At 68.9% G+C, this 15725-nt stretch carries 13 protein-coding genes and 1 tRNA gene; 8 read left to right on the forward strand and 6 right to left on the reverse strand.

The features are described from left to right. The first annotated feature begins 12 nt into the window (after positions 1-12). The gene (locus AB0M63_RS12795; RefSeq protein WP_366019369.1) at positions 13-1755 is read left to right on the forward strand and encodes a tetratricopeptide repeat protein; all 1743 of its coding nucleotides are present in this window, start codon (positions 13-15) and stop codon (positions 1753-1755) included. Between the two features lie 462 nt (positions 1756-2217). Here the strand turns inward: AB0M63_RS12795 and AB0M63_RS12800 are convergent. Further along, positions 2218-2291, reverse strand: a tRNA-Gly gene (locus AB0M63_RS12800). Positions 2292-2825: 534 nt separating this feature from the next. On the opposite strand from AB0M63_RS12800, the gene dcd reads away from it, so the two are divergent. Both dcd and AB0M63_RS12810 read left to right on the forward strand, forming a co-directional pair. After that, on the forward strand, positions 2826-3401 hold the full coding sequence (gene dcd, locus AB0M63_RS12805; protein ID WP_266770151.1) for a dCTP deaminase: 576 nt from the start codon (positions 2826-2828) through the stop codon (positions 3399-3401). A 2-nt stretch (positions 3402-3403) separates the two neighbouring features. Further along, complete coding sequence (locus AB0M63_RS12810) at positions 3404-3901, forward strand: phosphoribosyltransferase (protein ID WP_355923752.1); 498 nt, start codon at positions 3404-3406, stop codon at positions 3899-3901. Positions 3902-4010: 109 nt separating this feature from the next. Here AB0M63_RS12810 and AB0M63_RS12815 read toward each other — a convergent pair whose 3' ends face one another. The 5 genes from AB0M63_RS12815 to AB0M63_RS12835 all read right to left on the reverse strand — a co-directional run bounded on the left by AB0M63_RS12815 (position 4011) and on the right by AB0M63_RS12835 (position 10177). Beyond that, positions 4011-5027: a Yip1 family protein gene (locus tag AB0M63_RS12815; RefSeq protein WP_366019370.1), complete on the reverse strand. Its 1017-nt coding sequence runs from the start codon at positions 5025-5027 to the stop codon at positions 4011-4013. An 89-nt stretch (positions 5028-5116) separates the two neighbouring features. Beyond that, a complete protein-coding gene (locus tag AB0M63_RS12820) occupies positions 5117-6610 on the reverse strand; it encodes an FG-GAP and VCBS repeat-containing protein (RefSeq protein ID WP_355917730.1) in 1494 nt (497 codons plus the stop codon). A gap of 208 nt (positions 6611-6818) precedes the next feature. Continuing rightward, positions 6819-7229, reverse strand: a complete 411-nt coding sequence (locus AB0M63_RS12825; RefSeq protein ID WP_366019371.1) for a hypothetical protein — start codon at positions 7227-7229, stop codon at positions 6819-6821. Positions 7230-7281: 52 nt separating this feature from the next. Continuing rightward, on the reverse strand, positions 7282-7692 hold the full coding sequence (locus tag AB0M63_RS12830; protein ID WP_366019372.1) for a hypothetical protein: 411 nt from the start codon (positions 7690-7692) through the stop codon (positions 7282-7284). A gap of 193 nt (positions 7693-7885) precedes the next feature. After that, the gene (locus AB0M63_RS12835; RefSeq protein ID WP_366019373.1) at positions 7886-10177 is read right to left on the reverse strand and encodes a (Fe-S)-binding protein; all 2292 of its coding nucleotides are present in this window, start codon (positions 10175-10177) and stop codon (positions 7886-7888) included. Between the two features lie 213 nt (positions 10178-10390). Here AB0M63_RS12835 and AB0M63_RS12840 point away from each other — a divergent pair, with 213 nt between their 5' ends. From AB0M63_RS12840 to AB0M63_RS12860, 5 genes are all read left to right on the forward strand, one after another. Further along, positions 10391-11413 (forward strand): MraY family glycosyltransferase, encoded by a 1023-nt coding sequence (locus AB0M63_RS12840; RefSeq protein WP_366019374.1) that lies wholly within the window; start codon positions 10391-10393, stop codon positions 11411-11413. A 96-nt stretch (positions 11414-11509) separates the two neighbouring features. After that, positions 11510-13354, forward strand: a complete 1845-nt coding sequence (gene dnaK, locus AB0M63_RS12845) for a molecular chaperone DnaK (RefSeq protein WP_355917745.1) — start codon at positions 11510-11512, stop codon at positions 13352-13354. Then, positions 13351-14004 carry a nucleotide exchange factor GrpE gene (gene grpE / locus AB0M63_RS12850; protein WP_355917748.1) on the forward strand — a complete coding sequence of 218 codons (654 nt, stop codon included), beginning with the start codon at positions 13351-13353 and terminating at the stop codon, positions 14002-14004. Before dnaK ends, grpE begins: the two co-directional genes overlap by 4 nt. 36 nt (positions 14005-14040) lie before the next feature. Beyond that, complete coding sequence (gene dnaJ, locus AB0M63_RS12855; protein ID WP_355917751.1) at positions 14041-15225, forward strand: molecular chaperone DnaJ; 1185 nt, start codon at positions 14041-14043, stop codon at positions 15223-15225. 7 nt (positions 15226-15232) lie between these two features. Further along, positions 15233-15685 carry a helix-turn-helix domain-containing protein gene (locus tag AB0M63_RS12860; RefSeq protein ID WP_355917754.1) on the forward strand — a complete coding sequence of 151 codons (453 nt, stop codon included), beginning with the start codon at positions 15233-15235 and terminating at the stop codon, positions 15683-15685. The last annotated feature ends 40 nt before the right edge of the window (positions 15686-15725 follow it).

The raw sequence follows: 15725 nt of genomic DNA on the forward strand, positions 1-15725 counted from the left end.
CAGAAGCACAGGGTGGCCGCGCGTGCCGCCCTCTTCCGCGAGGCGGACGACCCCGACGGCGAAGCCGGCGCGCTGACCAACCGGAGCAACGCGCTGGCGAAGGCCGGTCGGCACGAGGAGGCCGTCACCGTCTGCGAGCAGGCCGTCGCCTTGTACCGCACGGCGGGCAACGGTCCGCGTGAGCGCACGATGCAGAAGGTCCTCGGCACCTATCTGTTCGACGCGGGACGGCCCACAGAGGCCGTCACCGCCCTGGAGCGGGCAGTCGCGCTCTGCCAGGAGGCCGGCGACCGCCACTCCGAGGGCCAGTCGCTCTTCAGCCTCGGCTTCACCCTCGTACGCATGAAGCGGTACGCGCATGCCGTCGCCCTGTGCGAACAGGCCGCCGTCGTCTGCCGCGAGACCGGCGAGCAGGAAAGCGAGGGCATGGCACTGGAGTGCCTCGGGACCGCGCTGGCAGAACTCGACCGCAACGAGGAGGCCATCACGGCCCGTCGACGGGCCGTCGAGGCGTTCCGCGCCACGGCAAACCTCGGGATGGAAGCCTCGACGACGGGGGAACTCGGTTCGGACCTGGGCCGGGTGGGCCGGTACGCGGAAGCCGTCGTCGCCAGCAGGCGGGCCGCCGAGCTCTACAGGAGGCTCGGCGACGGCCGTCGCGAGGCCAAGGCCCTGTCGAACCTCGGTCTCGGTCTGCTGAGCGACGGGCAGTACGAGGAGTCCATCACCGTCTGTTCGCGGTCGGTGGCCCTCTCCCGCGAACACGGCGACGTATACGGCGAGGCGGACGCACTGGAGAACCTGAGCAATGCTCTGTCGCCGGTGGGGCGGATCACCGAGTCCATCGCCGCGGCACGGCGATCCATCGACTGTTTCCGGGAGTCGAGCGATGAGCGCCGTGAAGCAGTGGTGCTGTACGCGCTGGGCGAGGTCCTCCATGGCGCGAAGCGGGACGAGGAAACCGTCCCTCTCTACGAACGATGTGCCGGCATAATGCTGAAGCTCGGCATCACCGACGTCGCAGGCTCGGCTTTTCTCAACCTGGCCCGCGCCCACGAGGCACTGGACCGGCCGAACGAGACCATCGCAGCCCTCCGCCGGGCAGCCGCCGTATACGCGGACGTGCGTGATCAGGGCAGCGAAGCCAAAGCCTGCTACCACCTCGGCCGCGTACTCGTGGCAGCGGAGCGCTACGAGGAGGCCGCCGTCGCCTACCTGCGATCCGCCACGGGGTTCGGCGAGATCGGCGATCGTCGTGGCCAGGGCACCGCCCAGCTCGACCTGAGCAAGGCCCTTCTGAAGGCAGGCCGGTTGGGGTTGGCCGTCTCCTACGGCCTGCAGGCCGCCTTCCTGCACGGCCTGATTCTGGGCCGTGACTCCGAGGGCCAGGTGCTGTACCACCTCGCCCACGAGTTCATGAACGCCGGGCAGCAGCAACCGTCCCACCCGCTGCTCCAGCAGTACCTGAAGGAGTCACTCCCACTGGTCCGGCGGTACCTCACGGTCTGCGAGGAGACCGGAGACCTGCGCGGAGAAGCCGCCGCGGTGCTCCTGCTGGGAGGCCTGCTGGTGGACGTCCAGCAGTACGCGGAGGCCCTCACCGTGAACCGACAGGCCGTCAAGTTCTACAAAAGCGGCAAAGCCACCGCCCTCGCCGCCAAGGTCAACGAAGACGCCACCGCCATCGGCCTACAGATAGCGCAAAGCCAACTGGCCAAGGCCGAACGAGGCCTGAAACAGGGCCGCCACTGGTAACAGCACCCCACGCACCCCAACCGGGTCCTGCCCGGCGACCTGGCCTTCGACGCGAGTGCCCTCGCCCTCCCCATACCCGATCTCCGTGCGCCCGACGGGCCGCCGCCCGAGAAGATTCTTCGGCAACACACGAAACCCCAGGCCACTGATCTGGGGTTTCCTGCTCGGGCAGGTGGACGAATGCCGGGCCGGCGTGGAACAGGGCCGGGGCGCGGGCGGACTCGGCCGGCTTGGACACCATCGCGAGGGCGGCGGCAGGGCCGTCGGCAACGCGGGTGACCTTGGTGCGGAGCTTGACCGATCTTGCTATTTGAGACAGTCGGGCGCCGAGGTGCCCGGATTCGGCCTGGCAGCCGCCTCGAGTGGGCGCTTTACCTCGACTTAGGCATGCGGAGGCCACGCCACCCCCAAATTGGCCAAGACAACAAACAAACCCCAGGTCACTGACCTGGGGTTTCATCATGGAGCGGGTGACGAGAATCGAACTCGCACTCTCAGCTTGGGAAGCTGATGTTCTACCACTAAACTACACCCGCGCAAAACGCCGGTTGAACCGGTGTCTGAACGCCTGGTCACTCTACCGCATGTCGGGTCCCCGGTGCTGATGCCACGGGGGCCCGGTCGCGTTTCGGAGGGCGGACGGGGCTGCGGGGAGCCGGAGTTGGGGCGTACGGTGGAGGCGTGGGAGAGGGTCCGGGTGGGACCGGAGTGCCGCCTGGAGAGTCGTTCCTTTCATCCCGTAATGTGGCATTTGGCGTCCGGCGAGCAGCAGCCGGACGCGGCTCTTGGGGAAGGGACTCATGGACTTGATGGAGCGCACCGTCGTCCGTTGTGCCGATGGGCACGTGTTCAGCACCGCTTCGTTCCCGATGCAGCAGGCCGAGCGGCTCGGTCCCGGACGGCTCGTCCGGTGTCCACGGTGTGCCCGGCTCCGCAGCGCGGTGCCGGTGACCTTGGAGAAGCGGTAGATGCAGCAGTAGGGACCGCAGAAGCAGCGGTACCGGAGTAGTCGCAGGCGCGCGGGTCCGTCCGATGGTGGTCGGTCCGCGCGTCTTGCGTATCCTCGGGGCGTGCTTCTCTCAGACAAGGACATCCGGGCCGAGATCGACGCCGGGCGGGTCCGGATCGATCCCTACGACGAATCCATGGTGCAGCCGTCCAGTGTCGACGTGCGCCTCGACCGCTACTTCCGGGTGTTCGAGAACCACCGCTACCCCCACATCGACCCCTCCGTCGAGCAGGCGGACCTGACGCGGCTGGTGGAACCGGAGGGCGACGAGCCGTTCATCCTCCACCCCGGTGAGTTCGTGCTCGCCTCGACCTACGAGGTCGTCTCCCTCCCCGACGATCTCGCCTCGCGCCTGGAGGGGAAGTCCTCCCTCGGCCGGCTCGGTCTCGTCACGCACTCCACCGCCGGCTTCATCGACCCGGGCTTCTCCGGGCACGTGACGCTGGAGCTGTCGAATCTCGCGACGCTCCCCATCAAGCTCTGGCCAGGCATGAAGATCGGCCAGCTGTGCATGTTCCGGCTCAGCTCCCCGGCCGAGTTCCCGTACGGCAGCGAGCGTTACGGCTCCCGCTACCAGGGCCAGCGCGGCCCGACCGCCTCCCGCTCCTTCCTCAACTTCCACCGGACGCAGGTGTGACGGTGGAAGGCGTGCGGGAGAACCTGACCTACGAGCGCTTCGGCGTCGCCGTGCGCGAACTCGCGCAGACCATCGCCGACGACGGCTACGAGCCCGACATCGTCCTCAGCATCGCCCGCGGCGGCGTGTTCGTCGCCGGCGGCCTGGCCTACGCCCTCGACTGCAAGAACATCAGCCTGGTGAACGTCGAGTTCTACACGGGCGTCGGCACCACCCTCGACATGCCGGTCATGCTCGCGCCCGTCCCGAACGTCATCGACTTCTCCGACAAGAAGGTCCTGATCACCGACGACGTCGCCGACACCGGCAAGACCCTCAAACTGGTCCGCGACTTCTGCCTCGACGCCGTCGCCGAGGTGCGCAGCGCGGTCGTCTACGAGAAGTCGCAGTCGCTGGTGAAGTGCGAGTACGTGTGGAAGCGGACCGACGAGTGGATCAACTTCCCGTGGTCCGTCGAACCCCCGGTCGTCCGGCGCGCGGGTCAGGTTCTCGACGCCTGAGAAGCGGGACCGTGGTTTCCACGACGGCGGTGGGCTTCCGGTGCGGAACCGGGAGCCCACCGCCGTCGGTCGTGTCGGTCGTAAGCAAGCCGTCGTGGCGGAGAAGCCTCTAGAAGGTGCCGAGCTTCACGATCGACAGCAGGGCGATGAGTTGGATCGCCGAGGCGCCCAGGGCCTTGGGCCAGGGGAGGTCGTGGGAGCGGCTGACCATCATGGTGAGGAGGGCTCCGGCCGCTACCCAGGTGGCCCAGCCGAGGGCCTGGACGAAGGTCGCGTCGCCACCGAAGAACATGGCGAAGACCAGGCGGGGGGCGTCCGTGATGGACATGATCAGCATGGAGAGGCCGACCGTGGGCTGCCAGGCCCCGTCGCCGCCCAGCTGGCGGGCCAGGGTGTGGGTGACCACGCCCAGGACGAAGGAGGAGAGGACCAGCGCGACCGCCGTGATCAGGACGATCGGGACCGCGTTCGCCAGCGTGGCGTTGATCGCGTCCTCGCGGGCACCGTCGAAGCCGAAGACGGCGAGCAGGCCGTAGAGGAACGTCACGATCAGGGCGGGGGCCCACATCGTGTAGTCCCGCATCTGGAGAAAGGTCTGCTGGGGGGCGAGGACGATGCCTCTGAGCAGGTCCTTCCAGTGCAGACGGGGGCCGACCGGGCCCGCGGGTGTCTGGGCCGAGCCCGCGCGGTAGGTACCGCCCTGGGTGTACGGGTCCTCGCCCACGGAGAACGCCTGGGTGTGGCCCGGGTTGTTCGCCGCGTAGGGGTCCGGCGTGCCCGGGTGACCGCCCTGGCCGTGTCCGCCGCCGTCGCCGAAGTACTCCGGCTCGTCGCCGTAGCCGCCGCCGTTGCCCGAGTTTCCCTGGGACCACTGGCGGCCGTACTGCGGTTGTTGCTGCTGCGGGTACGGCTGCGGAGCCGCGGGGTAGCCGTACGGCTGTCTCTGCGGCGCCGGGGGCGCCTGCTGTCCGTACGGAGGTTGTTGAGGGCGCGCTTGCGGGGCCCTGCCGTCCCGGCCGCCGCGTCCGATCCTGAATCCAGCCACGTCATCGAACGTACCTGGTTCCGGAGAGTCACGTGCCGGGCCGGGGGTTTCGGAAGGGGCTTTGCTGCCGAGCTGTGACATCCCCTAAGGGCCCCCTGAGGCCCCACCAAGGAGATTCTCAGGGGGCCGCAGGGGAGCCGGTCCGTTCCCTTCCCGTTCCCTCGCGAGTCCTAGTCGGCGAAGAGGGCGCCGAACTGCGCGGTGCCCGAGGTGGAGACGCCGACCGAGGTCACGGAGAGGGCGCGGGAACCGGTCGTGCCGATCTTCGTGCCGGTGGAGGGCAGGTAGGTCACCGCTCCGTCGCCGCCGTCCTCGTACGAGCCGATGACCAGGTCGGCCTTGCCGTCGCCGTTGACGTCGTCGAGCTTGACGTCGGCGCCGAACAGGTCGTTCTTCTCGCTCGTGCCGGGGACGCCCGTCGTGTTCTGCTCGAAGGACTGGAGGCCGGTGGAGGTGTTGACGCCGCTCGCGGAGCCGTACAGGACGGTGACCATGCCGGCGTTGGTGACGGAGCCGAGGTCCTCGTTCGGGGTGGAGACCACCAGGTCCTGGTAGCCGTCGCCGTTGACGTCGCCCAGGTCCAGGTCCCAGCCGAAGGCGTCGCCCTTCTCCGAACTGCCCGGCACGTTCCCGGTGTTCTGGGTGATGCCGACGGTCGAGGCGGGGCCGGACGCGGAGCCGTAGGTGATGCTGACCTTGCCGCCGTTCGCGGCGTCGGGGACGGTCTGGCCGTCACTCGTGGTCGCGTCCCAGCCGGCGCCGCTGACGATGTCGCCGTAGCCGTCGCCGTTGATGTCGCCGATGCCGGTGACGATGCCGGGCTTGAGGGTCTTGACGCCGGCGACGCTCAGGCCGGTCGCCGTGCCGGGCACGTAGTAGTTGGTGTTCCAGCCGTTGGCGGTCTGCGTCTCGTAGCCGTCGACCACGAGGTCGGTGCGGCCGTCGCCGTTGACGTCACCGGCGGTGAGCTGCTCCGGGCCGTAGGGGAAGCCGGTGGCGCCGGGCAGGATCGGGGGCTTGACGGTGTAGCGGCCGCCGGGCTGGCCGGTCGTGCTGCTGAAGCCGCCCTTGTAGACGTAGAGGGTGGCGGCCGAGCTGCCGACCGCGAGGTCGGCCTTGCCGTCGCCGTCGAAGTCGCCGGCCGCCAGGGACAGGCCCCAGTAGTCGTGCGAGGAGACGGCCGGGTCCGGGACGTCGCTGCTCTTGCCGGTGAGGCCGCTCGCCGAGCCCCACAGGATCGCGAGGGCGCCGCCGTCGGTGTCGGTGCCGACCTTCTCCTCCGGAGAGGCCACGGCGAGGTCGTCGTACCCGTCGCCGTTGAAGTCGGCGTAGGCCGTCGCGCCGCCGAACTCGTCGCCGGCCTCGGCGGTGCCCGGCACGTTGCCGGAGTTCTGGCTGACGACCGAGCGCTTGGCCGAGGTCACGCCGGTGGTCTTGCTGCCGTAGAGGGCGACTATCTGGCCGGCGTTGGCGTGGCCGCTGACATAGGCGCCGGGGGCGGAGGTCACGACGTCGCCGATTCCGTCGCCGTTGAAGTCGGCCTTCGCGACCCTGAACGAGTCGGCGGCGGTGGCCGTCGTCGCCGAGAGCGTGAGCAGACCGCCCGTGAGCGCGGCCGCGGCGGCCGTCGCGAGGGCGAGTCGCAGGTGGTGCTTCTGGTGCATGCGGGGTTCTCCTGCGGCATGCGGGGGATGCCGGCGGGCATCCACGTCGATGGGGTGCGGACCGTCCGTGTTTGCCTGGTGTTGTCCTGGGCGACACGGTTGGTTGGCGATCAGGAGACCCCTGGTGGGGCGTAAGGGTTGTACGGGACGCCGGTGGTTTCTTCGCCGGTGTGGCACTTGCGCATCCCGTGTTCCCCTACGGCTTCCCCTAGGCCGTGCAGACGTTCTTCAGCTTGTCCGCCGCCGCGTCGATCTTGCTGGAGTCGGGGTTCGTATCGCCGTTCAGGATCGACTTGTTGTAGTCGGAGATCGCCTTGTCGAGGTCGTCGACCGCCTTGTCGACCTTGCTGTCGTCCGAGTCGGAGCCGATCTTGTCCAGGTTCTTTTCGAGCGTGCTGATGGCCTCGTCGCCCTTGGCCGGATCCTTGGCCGCGGCCACGCCGGTGTCGTGGATCTCCTTGAGGCTGTCGGAGATCGTGGTCCAACTCTTCAGGCAGCTCAGGGAGTTGGAGGCGTCGGAGGTGTCCGTGGGGTCGCAGGCCGTGAGGAGGCCGGTGGTCAGGGCCAGGGCGGCGACGGTCACGGTCAGGGTGGCCGTACGGCGGCGGTTCGTGGTCATGGGCGTGCCCTTCGAGGGGATGGAGGAGTGGCGCGGGGAGTCGATCGAGCGGTCAGGCCCAGGGCTCGCTCACGGCGGGGGACTTGGTGGCCGCCGACTTGGCACGGCGGTTGCCGATCAGGCCGCCCGCGGCGCCCAGCGAGACCAGGCCCATGCCGGCGGCGGTCGCGATGCCCTTGGCGCCGTCCATGGTCAGGTAGGCGTAGGCGGCCACACCGCCGTTGAAGAGGAACAGGAACCACAGCGTGGACGTCTTCGACAGGAACGCCTTGATCTTCGGCTTCTTGGCGATGCGCGAGCCGGTGACGAGGGAGACGGCGATACCGGTGAAGGTGGCCGCGGTCTTCGCCGTACCGTCGAGGACCTGGCCGGAGGCGGAGCTCGCGGCGAGGCCCCCGGCGAACAACGACCACAGCAGCAGGTTGGCGGCGAACGACTTCACGGCGGCGAGCAGCGACTTCACGGGAGTTCCTTCGGAGTGGTGGAAGCAGGGGACGTGATCTCTCTTGCTTCTACGATCCCGTCGCGCGCTCGCCGCCACGAGGGACCGCTCTCCCGGATCGGGGGTGTAGCCCGCTACACCATCCACGGGTACGTCGACGCCCCGCGCCCTCCGGAGAGGGGGCGGGGCGTCGTCGTAGCGGACCGGCCGGTGGTCACTTCACCGGCTGGGGCTCCGGGGCGTTCTCGGTCTCCGACTCGCCCGCCGGGGGCTCGTCGTCGGCCGGCTTCTTGACCGACTCCAGGAGGAGCTGGGCCACGTCGACCACCTGGATCGACTCCTTGGCCTTGCCGTCGTTCTTCTTGCCGTTCACGGAGTCCGTGAGCATCACGAGGCAGAAGGGGCAGGCCGTGGAGACGATGTCCGGGTTGAGGGACAGGGCCTCGTCCACGCGCTCGTTGTTGATGCGCTTGCCGATGCGCTCTTCCATCCACATACGGGCGCCGCCCGCGCCGCAGCAGAAGCCGCGTTCCTTGTGGCGGTGCATCTCCTCGTTGCGCAGGCCCGGGACGCTCGCGATGATCTCGCGCGGGGGCGTGTAGATCTTGTTGTGGCGGCCCAGGTAGCACGGGTCGTGGTAGGTGATGATGCCCTCGACCGGCGTCACCGGGATCAACTTGCCCTCGTCCACCAGGTGTTGGAGCAGCTGGGTGTGGTGGATGACCTCGTAGTCGCCGCCGAGCTGCGGGTACTCGTTGCCGATCGTGTTCAGGCAGTGCGGGCAGGTCGCGACGATCTTCTTGGCCGACTTGGGCTTCGCGGACTCCGCGACCACCTTGCCGTCGTCGTCCAGTTCCTCGCCGAACGCCATGTTCAGTGCCATGACGTTCTCCATGCCGAGCTCCTGGAAGAGGGGTTCGTTGCCCAACCTCCGCGCCGAGTCACCCGTGCACTTCTCGTCGCCGCCCATGATCGCGAACTTGACGCCCGCGATGTGGAGGAGTTCCGCGAAGGCCTTGGTGGTCTTCTTGGCGCGGTCCTCAAGGGAGCCCGCGCAGCCGACCCAGTACAGGTACTCGACCTCGGTGAGGTCCTCGATGTCCTGGCCGACGACCGGGACCTCGAACTCGACCTCCTTGAGCCACTCCAGGCGCTGCTTCTTGGCGAGGCCCCAGGGGTTGCCCTTCTTCTCCAGGTTCTTGAGCATCGTGCCCGCCTCGGACGGGAACGCGCTCTCGATCATCACCTGGTAGCGGCGCATGTCGACGATGTGGTCGACGTGCTCGATGTCGACCGGGCACTGCTCGACGCAGGCGCCGCAGGTGGTGCAGGACCACAGGACGTCCGGGTCGATGACGCCGTTCTCCTCGGCGGTGCCGATCAGCGGGCGCTCGGCCTCCGCCAGAGCCGCGGCCGGTACGCCGGCCAGCTGCTCCTCGGTCGCCTTCTCCTCGCCCTCCATGGACTTGCCGCCACCCGCGAGCAGGTACGGCGCCTTGGCGTGCGCGTGGTCGCGCAGGGACATGATCAGAAGCTTGGGGGAGAGGGGCTTGCCGGTGTTCCACGCGGGGCACTGCGACTGGCAGCGGCCGCACTCCGTGCAGGTGGAGAAGTCCAGCAGGCCCTTCCAGGAGAACTGCTCGACCTGCGATACGCCGAACACGTCGTCGTCGCCCGGGTCGGTGAAGTCGATCGGCTCGCCGCCGCTGGTCATCGGGAGCAGGGCGCCGAGCGAGGTCTCACCGGTCGCGTTGCGCTTGAACCAGATGTTCGGGAAGGCCAGGAAGCGGTGCCAGGCGACGCCCATGTCGGTCTTCAGGGCGACCGTGATCATCCAGATGAAGGAGGTCGCGATCTTCACGCCGGCGAACAGGTACGTGAGGTTCTGGAGCGTGGAGACGTCCAGGTGACGGAGTGCCGAGACCACCGGGTACGAGATGAAGAAGGAGGCCTCGTACGCGTCGACGTGGTGCTGGGCGCCTTCGAGCGCGTGCAGCATGAAGATGCAGACGCCGACGATGAGGATGACGGCCTCGACGAAGTACGCCTGGCCGAAGTTGGAGCCGGCGAAGCGGGACTTGCGGCCCGGCTTGTTCGGCTTGCTGAGCTGGCGGATCACGATCAGCGCGAGGATGCCGAGCACGGTCATGGTGCCGATGAACTCGACGAACATGTTGTACGGCGCCCACTCGCCGATGACCGGCAGCAGCCAGTCGGCCTGGAAGAGCTGGCCGATGGCGTTGACGATCGTCAGCAGGAGGGAGAAGAAGCCGACCGCGACGAACCAGTGCGCCACGCCGACGATGCCCCAGCGGTTCATCCGGGTGTGGCCGAGGAACTCCTTGGCCACGGTGACGGTGCGCTGGACGGGCTCGTCGGTGCGGGTGCCCGCGGGCACGTTCTGGCCGAGTCGCATGAAGGTGTAGATCTGCAGGACGGCGCGGGCGAACAGCGCCACACCGACCACGATCAGAACCAGCGACACGATGATCGCGGCGAGTTGCATTTCAGGGCTCCTCGGGCCTGCGAGGGGTCATTACCGAACGAAGAACATTACTAAGCGGTAACTTAATCGGTCCGACCGAGATTACCCCCATTCTCCGTCGCACTGTAGCCAGCCGTGCGGTGATCTATGTCGCTGAGGGTCGCCTTAAAAACCTGTGACGGTCTGATCGTGTTATTCGTACTGAATTGGTACATTTGCGTCTAATTTAGATCCGTGCTCTACGGGATTCTCGCCGCCACGACCGCCCTGCTCCTCTCCGCCGTGCTCGCCGCACTGCTCCGGGTGCCCGCCCTGCGTGCGCGCATCCTCGACCGCAGACGGCGTACGCGCCCGGTACCGCTGCTCGGGGGACTCGCCGTCGTGATCGCCGTCGCCTCGGTGACCTGGGGATGCGACTGGACCGGCGTCGCGCCGCTCGGCGACGACGTCGGCAGACTGCTGGTCGCCGGGTCCGCCGTGGCCGCGCTCGGGCTCGTCGCCGACGTATGGCGGCTGAAGACGAGGTTCCTGGTCTTCGGTACGGCGGTGGCGGCGGCCTGTGTCGTGCCGTACGGCGAGATCGGGGTGCCCGGCGGGCTGCTGGCAGCGGCCTGGATCGCGTTCGTGGCCGCCGCCTTCAAGGGGCTCGATCACGCCGACGGGCTCGCGGGGACCGTGGGGGTGATCACCGCCTTCGGGATCGGGGCCTGTGCCGCGATGGAAGTGATGGACGGGCTCGCGGTGTTGCTCAGTGTGCTGGCCGCCGCGCTGACCGGGTTCCTGATGCACAACTGGCATCCCGCGCGGATCGCGCTCGGGGCGTGCGGGTCGCTGTTCACGGGCTTCGTGCTCGCCTCGGCGGCCGTGGTCACCCGGAGCGGGCACGATCTCGCGTCCAGCGCGGGCGTGCTGTTCGCGCTCACCGCCGTCGCGAGCGCCGACGCCGTACTGGTGCTGCTGTCGCGGCGGCTGGCCGGGCGGGCGCTGGCGCGGGGCGGGCCCGACCATCTCGCCCACCGGCTGCGGCGGTTGGGGCTCACTCCGCAGGGGGCGGTGGTGCTGCTCTCGATCGGAGGCTTCTCCGGGGTGCTCGTCGGGGTGCTCGTGCACAACGGATGGGCGGCCGAATCCGCCGTGATGTGGGTGGTCGGCGGGGCCGCCGTGGTCGTACTGGGACTGCTCAAAGTCTCGGTCTACGGGGTGCGGCGTGCCGTATCGTCGCAGGTCAGGGCGCAGTTGCGTGTAAGGAACGGATAAGAGTTGAGTCCGCTCGACTCAGCTCTGTTGACCCAGCGATGAGTGTCGTGCACACTTGAGTCCGTTCCACTCAAGTCATTGCTGGAGGAATCAACCATGGCACGTGCGGTCGGCATCGACCTGGGCACGACTAACTCCGTCGTCAGCGTTCTTGAAGGCGGCGAGCCCACCGTCATCACCAACGCAGAGGGCGCCAGGACCACGCCGTCCGTCGTCGCCTTCGCCAAGAACGGCGAGGTGCTCGTCGGAGAGGTGGCCAAGCGCCAGGCGGTCACGAACGTAGACCGGACCATCCGCTCCGTGAAGCGCCACATGGGCACGGACTGGAAGATCGAGCTGGACGGCAAGAGCTTCAACCCGCAGCAGATGAGCGCCTTCATCCTGCAGAAGCTGAAGCGCGACGCCGAGGCGTACCTGGGCGAGAAGGTGGCCGACGCGGTCATCACCGTCCCGGCCTACTTCAACGACTCCGAGCGCCAGGCGACGAAGGAGGCCGGCGAGATCGCGGGCCTGAACGTCCTGCGCATCGTGAACGAGCCGACGGCGGCGGCGCTGGCGTACGGCCTCGACAAGGACGACCAGACGATCCTCGTCTTCGACCTCGGTGGCGGCACCTTCGACGTGTCCCTCCTGGAGATCGGTGACGGCGTCGTCGAGGTGAAGGCCACCAACGGCGACAACCACCTCGGTGGTGACGACTGGGACCAGCGGGTCGTCGACTACCTGGTGAAGCAGTTCGCCGCCGGTCACGGCGTCGACCTGGGCAAGGACAAGATGGCCCTCCAGCGCCTCCGCGAGGCCGCCGAGAAGGCCAAGATCGAGCTGTCGTCCTCCACGGAGACCTCGATCAACCTGCCCTACATCACCGCCTCCGCCGAGGGCCCGCTGCACCTGGACGAGAAGCTCACCCGGGCTCAGTTCCAGCAGCTGACGGCCGACCTGCTGGAGCGCTGCAAGACGCCGTTCCACAACGTCATCAAGGACGCCGGCATCTCCATCAACGAGATCGACCACGTGGTCCTCGTCGGTGGCTCCACCCGGATGCCCGCCGTCGCGGAGATCGTGCGCGAGCTGACCGGTGGCAAGGACGCCAACAAGGGCGTCAACCCGGACGAGGTCGTCGCCATCGGCGCGTCCCTCCAGGCCGGTGTCCTCAAGGGCGAGGTCAAGGACGTCCTGCTCCTCGACGTCACCCCGCTGTCCCTCGGTATCGAGACCAAGGGCGGCATCATGACCAAGCTGATCGAGCGGAACACGACGATCCCGACCAAGCGGTCCGAGATCTTCACCACCGCCGAGGACAACCAGCCCTCCGTGCAGATCCAGGTCTACCAGGGCGAGCGCGAGATCGCGGCGTACAACAAGAAGCTCGGGATGTTCGAGCTGACCGGTCTGCCGCCGGCCCCGCGCGGTGTCCCGCAGATCGAGGTCTCCTTCGACATCGACGCCAACGGCATCATGCACGTGACCGCGAAGGACCTCGGCACGGGCAAGGAGCAGAAGATGACCGTCACCGGCGGCTCCTCGCTGCCGAAGGACGAGGTCGACCGCATGCGCCAGGAGGCCGAGCAGTACGCGGACGAGGACCACCGCCGCCGCGAGGCCGCCGAGTCCCGCAACCAGGGCGAGCAGCTCGTCTACCAGACGGAGAAGTTCCTCAAGGACAACGAGGACAAGGTCCCCGGCGAGGTCAAGACCGAGGTCGAGGCCGCCGTCGAGGAGCTGAAGGCCGCGCTCAAGGGCGAGGACACCGCCGAGATCCGCACCGCGACCGAGAAGGTCGCCGCGGTCTCGCAGAAGGTCGGCCAGGCCATGTACGCCGACGCCCAGGCCGCGCAGGCCGCGGGCGGCGACGCCCCGGGTGCCGAGGCGCCCAAGGCGGACGACGACGTGGTGGACGCCGAGATCGTGGACGACGAGCGCAAGGACGGTGCCGCGTGACGGAGGAGACCCCGGGCTTCGACGAGAAGCCCGACGTCCCCTCCGGCGCCACCCCCGACGACGCCGAGCCGCAGGCCGCCTCCCCCTCCAGTGGGGAGGGGGCGGCCCCGGCAGGGGACGCAAGTGCTCAGATCGCCGGTCTGACGGCCCAGTTGGACCAGGTGCGCAAGGCGCTCGACGAGCGCACCGCGGACCTCCAGCGGCTCCAGGCCGAGTTCCAGAACTACCGCCGCCGGGTCGAGCGGGACCGGATCGCGGTCAAGGAGATCGCCGTGGCGAACCTCCTGACCGAGCTGATGCCCACGCTCGACGACATCGGCCGCGCGCGGGAACACGGTGAACTCGTCGGCGGTTTCAAGTCGGTGGCGGAATCCCTGGAGACCGCCGCGGCGAAGATGGGACTGCAGCAGTTCGGCAAGGAGGGCGAGCCCTTCGACCCGACGATCCACGAGGCGCTGATGCACTCGTACGCGCCGGATGTCACCGAGACGACCTGCGTGGCGATCCTTCAGCCCGGGTATCGCATCGGCGAGCGCACCATCCGCCCCGCGCGGGTGGCGGTCGCCGAGCCGCAGCCCGGCGCCCAGGCCAAGGACGAGTCCGAGGCCGAGGCCGGCGAGGAGAAGGACAACGGCCCTGAGGAGGGCTGACGCAATAGGGACCGATCGAAAGGAGGGGCGTCGAGGATGAGCACCAAGGACTTCATCGAGAAGGACTACTACAAGGTCCTCGGCGTCCCCAAGGACGCCACCGAGGCCGAGATCAAGAAGGCGTACCGGAAGCTCGCCCGCGAGTTCCACCCGGACGCCAACAAGGGCAACACCAAGGCCGAGGAGCGCTTCAAGGAGATCTCCGAGGCGCACGACGTCCTCGGTGACACCAAGAAGCGCAAGGAGTACGACGAGGCCCGCGCACTGTTCGGCAACGGCGGCTTCCGCCCGGGGCCGGGCGGCGCGGGCGGCGGCAACTTCAACTTCGACCTGGGCGACCTCTTCGGAGGCGGCGCGCAGGGCGGCGGCGCGGGTGCCGGCGGCTTCGGCGGCGGTATCGGTGACGTCTTCGGGGGCCTGTTCAACCGCGGCGGCACGGGCACGACCCGTACGCAGCCCCGGCGCGGCCAGGACATCGAGTCCGAGGTCACGCTCAGCTTCACGGAGGCCATCGAGGGTGCCACGGTGCCGCTGCGGATGTCCTCGCAGGCGCCCTGCAAGGCCTGTTCGGGCACCGGCGACAAGAACGGCACACCGCGCGTGTGCCCGACCTGCGTCGGCACCGGCCAGGTGGCGCGGGGCTCCGGCGGCGGCTTCTCGCTCACGGACCCGTGCCCGGACTGCAAGGGCCGGGGCCTGATCGCCGAGCACCCGTGCATGGACTGCAAGGGCAGCGGGCGCGCCAAGTCCTCGCGGACCATGCAGGTCCGGATCCCCGCGGGGGTCACCGACGGCCAGCGCATCCGGCTGCGCGGCAAGGGCGCGCCGGGTGAACGGGGCGGTCCCGCAGGAGACCTGTACGTCATGGTGCACGTCGACACGCACCCCGTGTTCGGCCGCAAGGACGACAACCTCACGGTGACGGTCCCGGTGACCTTCGCCGAGGCGGCACTGGGCGGCGAGGTCAGGGTGCCCACCCTGGGCGGGCCGCCGGTGACGCTCAAGCTGCCGCCGGGCACGCCCAACGGCCGTACGATGCGGGCCCGCGGCAAGGGCGCGGTCCGCAAGGACGGCACCCGGGGCGATCTCCTCGTGACCGTCGAGGTGAGTGTCCCGAAGGACGTGACGGGGAATGCTCGTGACGCGCTGGAGGCGTATCGCGAGGCGACCGCGGGCGAGGACCCGCGGGCGGAGCTGTTCCAGGCCGCGAAGGGAGCATGAGAGAGCCATGGATTCGACCGGCCGTCGACGCAACCCGTATGAGCTGACCGAAGAGACCCCGGTCTACGTCATCTCGGTGGCGGCCCAGCTCTCCGGTCTGCACCCGCAGACGCTGCGCCAGTACGACCGCCTCGGCCTGGTCTCCCCGGACCGCACGGCCGGGCGCGGCCGGCGCTACTCGGCCCGCGACATCGAACTGCTGCGCACCGTCCAGCAGTTGTCGCAGACCGAGGGCATCAACCTGGCCGGCATCAAGCGCATCATCGAGCTGGAGAACCAGGTCGTCGCCCTCCAGCAGCGCGTCGCCGAACTCCAGGCGGCGGTCGAGGGCGCGGCGGCGACCATGCAGCAGCGCGAGGCGGCGGTGCACGCGTCGTACCGCCGCGACCTGGTCCCGTACCAGGAGGTCCAGCAGACCAGCGCGCTGGTGGTGTGGCGCCCGAAACGCCCCAAGGACTGACCCGCTCGCGACGAAGGGGCCCGGAGACGAGAAACGTCTC

It is taken from the genome of Streptomyces sp. NPDC051576 (assembly GCF_040681835.1).
Taxonomy (GTDB): domain Bacteria; phylum Actinomycetota; class Actinomycetes; order Streptomycetales; family Streptomycetaceae; genus Streptomyces.

What these genes read in the sequence shown, in the direction of transcription:
- AB0M63_RS12820 (WP_355917730.1), bottom strand. Translation starts at nt 6,610, where the DNA reads ATGCACCAGAAGCACCACCTGCGACTCGCCCTCGCGACGGCCGCCGCG.
- AB0M63_RS12835 (WP_366019373.1), bottom strand. Translation starts at nt 10,177, where the DNA reads ATGCAACTCGCCGCGATCATCGTGTCGCTGGTTCTGATCGTGGTCGGT.
- AB0M63_RS12815 (WP_366019370.1), bottom strand. Translation starts at nt 5,027, where the DNA reads ATGTCACAGCTCGGCAGCAAAGCCCCTTCCGAAACCCCCGGCCCGGCA.
- dnaK (WP_355917745.1), top strand. Translation starts at nt 11,510, where the DNA reads ATGGCACGTGCGGTCGGCATCGACCTGGGCACGACTAACTCCGTCGTC.
- dnaJ (WP_355917751.1), top strand. Translation starts at nt 14,041, where the DNA reads ATGAGCACCAAGGACTTCATCGAGAAGGACTACTACAAGGTCCTCGGC.
- AB0M63_RS12860 (WP_355917754.1), top strand. Translation starts at nt 15,233, where the DNA reads ATGGATTCGACCGGCCGTCGACGCAACCCGTATGAGCTGACCGAAGAG.
- AB0M63_RS12825 (WP_366019371.1), bottom strand. Translation starts at nt 7,229, where the DNA reads ATGACCACGAACCGCCGCCGTACGGCCACCCTGACCGTGACCGTCGCC.